The organism is Alterirhizorhabdus solaris, assembly GCF_007785815.1.
In the GTDB taxonomy this organism is placed as follows: domain Bacteria; phylum Pseudomonadota; class Alphaproteobacteria; order Sphingomonadales; family Sphingomonadaceae; genus Alterirhizorhabdus; species Alterirhizorhabdus solaris.
This window is the reverse complement of record NZ_VNIM01000143.1, coordinates 1-8,049: the sequence shown is the minus strand read 5'-3', so window position 1 is coordinate 8,049 and position 8,049 is coordinate 1. Positions and strand designations below refer to the sequence as shown.

The 8,049-nt window shown below is 68.4% G+C and carries 6 protein-coding genes; all 6 read right to left on the bottom strand.

The window, feature by feature from the left end; all coding sequences use genetic code 11:
* Positions 1 to 2,539, bottom strand: a 2,539-nt coding sequence (gene alaS, locus FOY91_RS19930) for an alanine--tRNA ligase (RefSeq protein ID WP_145155620.1), incomplete at its 3' end; no start/stop codon positions are given.
* Positions 2,540 to 2,589: 50 nt separating this feature from the next.
* On the bottom strand, positions 2,590 to 3,147 hold the full coding sequence (locus FOY91_RS19925; protein WP_145155618.1) for a DUF4019 domain-containing protein: 558 nt from the start codon (positions 3,145 to 3,147) through the stop codon (positions 2,590 to 2,592).
* Between the two features lie 129 nt (positions 3,148 to 3,276).
* Positions 3,277 to 3,900, bottom strand: coding sequence for a glutathione S-transferase family protein (locus FOY91_RS19920; RefSeq protein WP_145155616.1), 624 nt, complete (start codon positions 3,898 to 3,900; stop codon positions 3,277 to 3,279).
* A 112-nt stretch (positions 3,901 to 4,012) separates the two neighbouring features.
* Positions 4,013 to 5,086 (bottom strand): recombinase RecA, encoded by a 1,074-nt coding sequence (recA, locus tag FOY91_RS19915; RefSeq protein ID WP_145155615.1) that lies wholly within the window; start codon positions 5,084 to 5,086, stop codon positions 4,013 to 4,015.
* Between the two features lie 96 nt (positions 5,087 to 5,182).
* Entirely contained in the window at positions 5,183 to 5,545 is a 363-nt protein-coding gene (locus FOY91_RS19910; RefSeq protein ID WP_145155613.1) for a response regulator, read from the bottom strand.
* Positions 5,546 to 5,564: 19 nt separating this feature from the next.
* Positions 5,565 to 7,934 (bottom strand): hybrid sensor histidine kinase/response regulator, encoded by a 2,370-nt coding sequence (locus tag FOY91_RS19905; RefSeq protein ID WP_145155611.1) that lies wholly within the window; start codon positions 7,932 to 7,934, stop codon positions 5,565 to 5,567.
* Positions 7,935 to 8,049: the final 115 nt, after the last annotated feature.

The window sequence follows — 8,049 nt, the reverse complement described above, 5'->3', positions numbered from 1 at the left end:
GCGCCGCCACCGCCGCCTTGACCAGATCGACCGCGCTGACGACACCCTTCAGGTCGTCGGTCACCCCGACCGCCACCGAGGCACGTCCTTCGTTCACCGCCACGATCGCGGCGATGCCCGAGCCGAGCCGGCCCTTGGCCTCGTCGACGATGCCGCGCAGACCCTTGGGGTCCAGCCCCTCGATCACCTGCCCGATGAAGCCGTGGCCACCCACCTGCTCCGGCCCGGCGCCGTCGGCCTTCGCGGCGCCACCGCCCAGCGCCAGCGCCTTCTTCGCCTCGGCCAGTTCCCGCTCCAGCCGGCGGCGTTCCTCGACCAGCTGGATCACACGCGCCGGCACCTCGTCGGGCGCGGATTTCAGCGCGGCGGCGGCTTCCTTCAGCCGCTCCTCACGCGCCGTCAGCCAGGCGCGTGCCGCCTCGCCGGTCAGCGCCTCGATCCGCCGCACGCCGGACGAGACAGCGCTTTCCGCCACGATCTTGAACAGCCCGATGTCGCCCAGCGCGTTTACATGCGTGCCGCCGCACAGCTCGACCGAATAGGTGTCGGCATCGGCGCGGCCCATCGACAGGACGCGAACTTCCTCGCCATACTTCTCGCCGAACAGCGCCATGGCGCCGGCGGCGATCGCGTCGTCGGGGGTCATCAGCCGGGTTGTGACGGCGTCGTTCTCGCGGATATGGCGGTTCACCTCGGCCTCCACCGCCGCAATCTCGGCCGGGGTCATCGCCTTCTGGTGGGCGAAGTCGAAGCGCAGGCGGTCGGCGGCGACGAGGCTGCCCTTCTGCGTCACATGCCCGCCCAGCGCGTGGCGCAGCGCCGCGTGCAGCAGATGCGTGGCGCTGTGGTTGGCGCGCACCTGCCCGCGATGGGCGACATCGACCGACAGATGCACCGCATCGCCGACGCGCACCTCGCCGCCTTCCACCACCGCGCGATGCGCGTGCAACCGGCCGAGCGGCTTGGCGGTGTCCGTCACCTCGGCGGAAAAGCCGCCCTCGCCGGTGATCGTGCCAACGTCGCCGCTCTGTCCGCCGCTCTCGCCGTAGAACGGTGTCTGGTTGGTGAGGATCACCACCTCCTCGCCGGTCTGCGCGTGATCGACCCGGCGGCCCTCGCGCACGATCGCGACGATGTTGCCCTCGCCCTCGTGACTTGCATAGCCGATGAATTCGCTGCCGCCTTCGGCCTCGGCGATATCGAACCACACGTCGTCCGATGCACGCTCGCCCGATCCCTTCCACGCCGCCCGCGCCGCCGCCTTCTGTTCGGCCATCGCCGCATCAAAACCGGCGCGATCGACCGCCAGATCCTGCGCGCGCAACGCATCCTCGGTCAGATCGTAGGGGAAACCGAACGTGTCGTAGAGCTTGAACGCGGTGCGGCCGGGCAGCGTCTCGCCCGGCTTCATCCCGCCGGTCGCCTCGTCCAGCAGGCGCAGGCCGTTGGCGAGCGTCTGGCGGAAGCGCGTTTCCTCCAGTTTCAGCGTCTCCTCGATCAGCGGCTGCGCGCGGACCAGTTCCGGATAGGCCAGGCCCATCTCCGCCACCAGCGACGGCACCAGCCGGTGCATCAGCGGCTCCGGCGCGCCCAGCAGGTGCGCGTGGCGCATCGCGCGGCGCATGATCCGCCGCAGCACGTAGCCGCGCCCCTCGTTGGCCGGCAGCACGCCATCCGCCACGAGGAAGCCGGCGGCACGCAGATGGTCCGCGATCACCCGGTGCGAGGCCTGCGTCGTGCCCGTGGTAGCCGTGCGGGTCAGTTCGCCCGAGGCCGCGATCAGCGCCTTAAACGTGTCGGTATCGTAATTGTCGTGGACGCCCTGCAGCACGGCGGCGACGCGCTCCAGCCCCATGCCGGTGTCGATCGACTTCTTCGGCAATTCGCCGACGATCTCGTTGGCCGCCTGCTCATATTGCATGAACACGAGGTTCCAGATCTCGACGAAACGATCGCCATCCTCGTCCGGGCTGCCGGGGGGGCCACCGGGGATGTGATCGCCATGATCGAAGAAGATCTCGGAGCAGGGCCCGCACGGGCCGTTGTCCCCCATCGCCCAGAAATTGTCCTTGGTGGGAATGCGGATGATCCGGTGCTCGGGCAGGCCCGCGATCTTGCGCCACAGGTCGAACGCCTCGTCGTCGGTGTGATAGACGGTGGCGGTCAGGCGGTTCGGGTCGATGCCCCATTCGCGCGTCAGCAAGGTCCAGGCATGGGTGATCGCCTGTTCCTTGAAGTAATCGCCGAACGAGAAGTTGCCGAGCATCTCGAAGAAGGTGTGGTGACGCGCGGTGTAGCCGACATTGTCGAGATCGTTGTGCTTGCCGCCGGCGCGGACGCACTTCTGGCTGCTGGTGGCGGTGGTGTACGGGCGGCTCTCCAGCCCGGTGAACACGTTCTTGAACGGCACCATGCCGGCGTTGACGAACATCAGCGTCGGATCGTTGTGCGGGATCAGCGGCGCGGAGGGCACCGCCATATGCCCCGCCCCCGCGAAGTAATCGAGGAAGGACCGGCGGATGTCGTTTGTCGAGCTCATCCCCGCGATTTAGGCGAGGCGGGCACGCTACTCAAGCGTGCCGCCAAGAATCAGTCCGCAGCGCCGGGACAGCCGAATTTTCGCGGCAGCGTGCGCAATCGTTCGGGCGTCATCGCGCTGGCCGCCTGCTCGTCGAGGAAGCTCTGCTCCTCGCGGACGATGCGGAAGACGCCGTCGGCTTCGCGATGCCACATCAGGTAACCGCAATGCAGCCGCAGGTTGGCGAAGCGCGCGACGAAATCCGCCGAAACGTAAAGGCCTGGCGCGGGCGCCTCGGGCGGGTCCTGCGCCCAGTCGAGCACCACGATCCGCCGCTCGCCAACCTTTCCGGCGGCGGCGTTGAAGTTCGCGGCTTCGGTCGCATAAAGTCCGGGCGTCAGGTAGGCGCGCACGCTGGCGGCGAAACGCCCGTACGCGGCTGGATAACGACCGGCATCCTTGTCCGCGAAATAGCCGTAGCTTGCCGCCAGCACGGCGCGCTGGGTGGCCGCATCGGGAACCGCATCACCGGCCTGTTGCGGCAACGGGTGCGGTGCCGCTCCAGCCAGTGGCGCATCGAGCAGGACGACGGCCCCGAACAGGGCGACAATGAGGCGGCGTTTCCTCATGCGAGACCTCGGGGATAGCGCCACCGGCTGTCTTGTCGCCGGTGCGGGCCGCGTCGCATCCGCCGACGTTCCGACCACACCGGTCGGCGCGACATACGGCCGCACCCGCAGGCCCCGAAACCCTCGCGGTCAGGCAAAGACATAGGGGCCGCCTGCTGCCAGCGCGCGCACATAGGCCGGGCGGGCATGGATGCGATCCAGCCACGCGGTCAGGTGCGGCCGGCTCGCATCCAGTCCGCCGCGCTGGCGGGATGCTTCCAGTGGAAAGCTCATCATCACGTCGGCGGCGGTGAAGTCGGAGCCGGCGAACCACGGCCGGCCGGTAAGCTCCGTCTCCAGCCAGTCGAGGTGGCCGTCGAGCAGCTTCTGAACGAACCCCCGCACCGGCCGCCCGAGCAGACCGAGCCGCTGGATGATGAGCAGCGACAGCAAGGGCGGCATCATCGACCCCTCGGCATAGTGCAGGAAGTGGCGGTAGCGCAGCGCGGCGTCACGGTTCCCCGGCGTACCCAGCCTGCCGCCAAGCTCGACCAGATACTCGACGATCGCCCCCGTCTCGGCCAGCACTCGCCCGTCATGCTCGACCAGCGGCGATTTGCCGAGCGGATGAACCTGCTTCAGCGCCGGCGGCGCGAGCATCGTCTTCGGCTCGCGGGCATAGCGCTTCACCGAATAGGGCAGGCCCAGTTCTTCCAGCAGCCACAGGATCCGCTGCGACCGGGAATTCTCGAGATGATGGACGATGATACTCATGGCCGCACAGGCCTATCCGTCCGCACGACCTGCCGTCAAACGCTACGCAACGGGACTGATCCCACAATGTCAGCCGATCGGCGGCGGACCGGAAAGCCCGCCGCCCACAGGATCAGGCGTCGTCCTCGGCGCTCGGCCCGGCCATCATCGCTTCGCTGATGCCGACGGCGTTCGCGCGGATCGCCTTTTCAAGCCGCTCGGCGACATCTGGATGTTCCTTGAGGTAGGTCTTGGAGTTCTCGCGGCCCTGCCCGATGCGGATCGAGTCGTAGCTGAACCACGCGCCGGACTTCTCGACGATGCCGGCCTTGACCCCGAGATCGAGGATCTCGCCCATCTTCGACACGCCCTCACCGTACATGATGTCGAACTCGACCTGCTTGAACGGCGGCGCGACCTTGTTCTTGACCACCTTCACCCGGGTCGAGTTGCCGACCACCTCGTCACGATCCTTGATCGCGCCGATGCGGCGGATATCGAGCCGGACGCTGGCGTAGAATTTCAGCGCGTTGCCGCCCGTCGTCGTCTCCGGGCTGCCGTACATCACGCCGATCTTCATGCGGATCTGGTTGATGAAGATGACCAGCGTCTTCGACCTGCTGATCGAACCAGTGATCTTGCGCAGCGCCTGGCTCATCAGCCGGGCCTGCAGGCCGACGTGGCTGTCGCCCATCTCGCCCTCGATCTCGGCACGCGGCACCAGTGCGGCGACCGAATCGACCACCAGCACGTCGATCGCGTTCGAGCGGATCAGCGTATCGGTGATCTCCAGCGCCTGCTCGCCGGTGTCGGGCTGCGAGACGATGAGGTTGTCGATATCGCAGCCGAGCTTCTTTGCATAACCCGGGTCGAGCGCGTGCTCGGCGTCGATGAAGGCCGCGGTGCCGCCCGCCTTTTGCGCCTCGGCGATGGCATGGAGCGCCAGCGTCGTCTTGCCCGAGGACTCCGGGCCGTAGATCTCGACGATGCGCCCACGCGGCAGGCCGCCGATGCCGAGCGCGATGTCCAGCCCGAGCGATCCGGTCGAGACGGCTTCGATCTCCACCTTCTCCCGGCTGCCCAGCTTCATCGCCGAGCCCTTGCCGAATGCCCGGTCGATCTGCGCGAGAGCCGCTTCGAGCGCCTTCTGCCTGTCCATGTCGGACTTTTCCTTCTCGGTGCCGATGAGTTTCAACTGTGCCGCCATGGCCTCTGGCTCCCTCGTAGATCGCGCGTGCGCGCCGTCAACGCCTCGCGATATAGCGCGAGGCGACGATAGGAACAAGTAGGGAACGCAAGAAGATCAGACGCGGGCCGTAGCCGTCTCGATCGCCTTGCTGATGCCGTCCATCGTGAACGGCTTGGCCAGTTGCGTGGCGGCGGCGTGCCGCGCGGGGGGCGGATCGACATGCCCGCCGGTCGAGATCAGGTAGGCGATGCCGCGATCGGCCAGCCGATCGGCCACCGGCCACGATGCCTCGCCGCCGCGCAGGCGCACGTCGAGGATCACGATATCGACGCCGCCGGCCTCGACCAGCTTCAACGCATCCGAGACGCAGTCGGCGGTGCCGGCGACGGTATGGCCAAGGGTTTCCACGAAATCCTCAAGCATCATCGAGATCAGGGGTTCGTCCTCGACGATGAGGACCGAGAGGGGGGAGTTCATGGCCCCCTGATACCCATTGTTACGCCCCCGGGCTAGACCCTTTGCCGACCAGCGTATCGCGCACCGCGCCGGCAAGTTGCTGCACGGAAAAGGGTTTGGCGATGAAGGCGACGCGGTCGAGGTCGATCGAGCGCCGCAGCTGCTCCTCGGCATAGCCCGACATGAACAGGATCGGCAGGTCCGGGTATTTTTCGCGGGCGTGGCGCACCATCGTCGGCCCGTCCATCGTCGGCATCACCACGTCGGAGACGAGCAGATCCACCGATGGCCGGCCTTCCGCCGCGATCGTGGCGAGCAGTTCCAGCGCCTCCTCGCCGTTGGCGGCGGTCAGCACTGTATAGCCCTGCCGGGTGAGCGCACGTTCGGCGACGGCGCGCACCGTATCCTCGTCCTCCACGATCAGCACGGTGCCTGTGCCCCACAGTTCGGTCGGCTTCTCGCGCGGCGGCGGGGCAGGCAGCGGCTCGACCGGCAGGCCGGCGCGGTGGACCGGCAGGTAGATGACGAAGCTCGTCCCCTCCCCCTCCACCGAATCGGCGAAGATGAATCCCTCGGACTGCTTGACGATGCCATAGACGGTGGACAGGCCCAGACCGGTGCCCTTGCCGACCTCCTTGGTGGTGAAGAACGGCTCGAAGATCTTGCCGATCACCTCGGGCGGAATGCCGGTGCCGGTATCGGAGACCTTGAGCGCGGTATAATCGACGAGCGGCATGATATCGATGTCGAGCCGACGCACGTCCGCCGCCGACATCGCATAGGTCTGGATCGCCACGGTGCCGCCCGCCGGCATCGCATCGCGCGCGTTGACCGCCAGGTTGACGATCACCTGCTCCAGTTGCCCCGGATCGGCGCGCACCGGCCCCAGGTTGCGGCCATGCTTCACCGTCAGCGACACCATCTCGCCGAGCAGGCGGCGGAGCAGGTTCGACACCTCGGAAACGACGTCCGGCAATTGCAGCAGTTGCGGCCGCAACGTCTGCTGACGCGAGAAGGCGAGCAGCTGGCGGGTCAGGCTGGCGGCGCGGTTCGAGTTCTGGCGGATCTGCTGGATGTCGTCGTAATCGCTGTCGCCCGGCGCGTGGCGCATCATCATCAGGTCGCAATGGCCGATGATGGCGGTGAGGATATTGTTGAAATCATGCGCCACGCCGCCGGCCAGCTGGCCCACCGCCTGCATCTTGGTGGCCTGCATCACCTGACGCTTCAGCCGCGATTCCTCGCTGTTGTCCTTCAGGCTGAGCAGCACCACCGCATCGCCCAGCCCGCGCGCGCCGGCGATGGTCAGCGCCACCGGCTCCTCCGCCCGCCAGCGCAGCCGCACCGCCAGATCGCCCGAGATGCGATGCCCCGCGGCAAAGCGACGCACCGCGTCCGACACCGCGGCCTTGTCCTCCTTCACCACCAGATCGCCCGGATACAGTACGGACTGGCCGGGCGGGATCGCGGCCGCCTGCTCGAACGCCTCGTTCATGAACAGGATGCGCCCGTCCCGCTCGGCCAGCGCCAACCCCAGCGGCAGTATGGCCAGCAGCGCGTGCACGTTCGCGGTGGCGGTGTCGTGCGCGCCGGGCTGGGTACTGGCGACCCGGCCATCCTCGTCCAGCAGCAGGAATACGGTGGGGGCACCGGTATCGCCCTCGTCGAGCGGCACCTGCACCAGTCGCACCGGCTCGCCGCCGTCCCGCTCGCGCGCGAGGCGGATCAGATCGTCGGTGCCGGTCACCAGCAGATCGGTGAACGGGCGGCCCGCCATGTCCGCGTCCGCCATCCCTGTCGCGCGGACCTGCAGCGCGCGGTTCGCCGCGATCAGCCTGCCGCTGCCGTCGACCAGCGCCGCCATCACGCCGGCGGCGGCAAGGCGACTGCCGCCCGCCCCCTCCACCAGCCGCTGCGCCTCCGCGACGATATCGACCGAGCGGGCGGGGGCGAAGCGCCAGAGCAGATGGTCGTCGCGCCGGCCGACCCGCACCACCCGCACGTCGAAGCACCCGTGCGCGCCGGCGCAATCCCCTGCGGCCGCCGTTCCGTCACGCCAGGCGGCGCGGCCCGCGGCGGCGAGCCGCGCGGTGCCATCCTGCCGCAGCGGCAGATCGGGCGGTGCCGGCCAGCCCTCGAACCATTCGCCATAAAGCCGGTTGGCGCACACCAGCTGCCCTGCGCGATCGGTGATCGCCACCGGCCGCGCTCCGTCCTCGATCGCGGCATGGGTGAGCGACCAGTCCGGCCCGAGGCTTTCGGGCACCTCCGGTACGGGGCTTCGCCGCACCCACAGCAGCAGCAACGCCGCCACCGCCACGAACACCGCGAGGAATACCCCCGCGAACAGCGGTTGCCCCAGCGCCCACAGCAGCAGCAGCGCCGAGGCGAAGCCGGCACCCAGCACCATGAACAGGGTCGTCCGGTCGATCCGGCGCGGCGGCGGGGCGCCTGGGGCACCCGCTGTTCGCGGGGGTATTCCTCGCGGTGTTCGTGGCGGTGGCGGCGTTGCTGCTGCTGTGGGT

Excerpts from the sequence above, each read along its gene's own strand:
- FOY91_RS19925 (WP_145155618.1), bottom strand. The coding sequence starts at position 3,147 with ATGAGGAAACGCCGCCTCATTGTCGCCCTGTTCGGGGCCGTCGTCCTG.
- FOY91_RS19920 (WP_145155616.1), bottom strand. The coding sequence starts at position 3,900 with ATGAGTATCATCGTCCATCATCTCGAGAATTCCCGGTCGCAGCGGATC.
- recA (WP_145155615.1), bottom strand. The coding sequence starts at position 5,086 with ATGGCGGCACAGTTGAAACTCATCGGCACCGAGAAGGAAAAGTCCGAC.
- FOY91_RS19910 (WP_145155613.1), bottom strand. The coding sequence starts at position 5,545 with ATGAACTCCCCCCTCTCGGTCCTCATCGTCGAGGACGAACCCCTGATC.
- FOY91_RS19905 (WP_145155611.1), bottom strand. The coding sequence starts at position 7,934 with ATGGTGCTGGGTGCCGGCTTCGCCTCGGCGCTGCTGCTGCTGTGGGCG.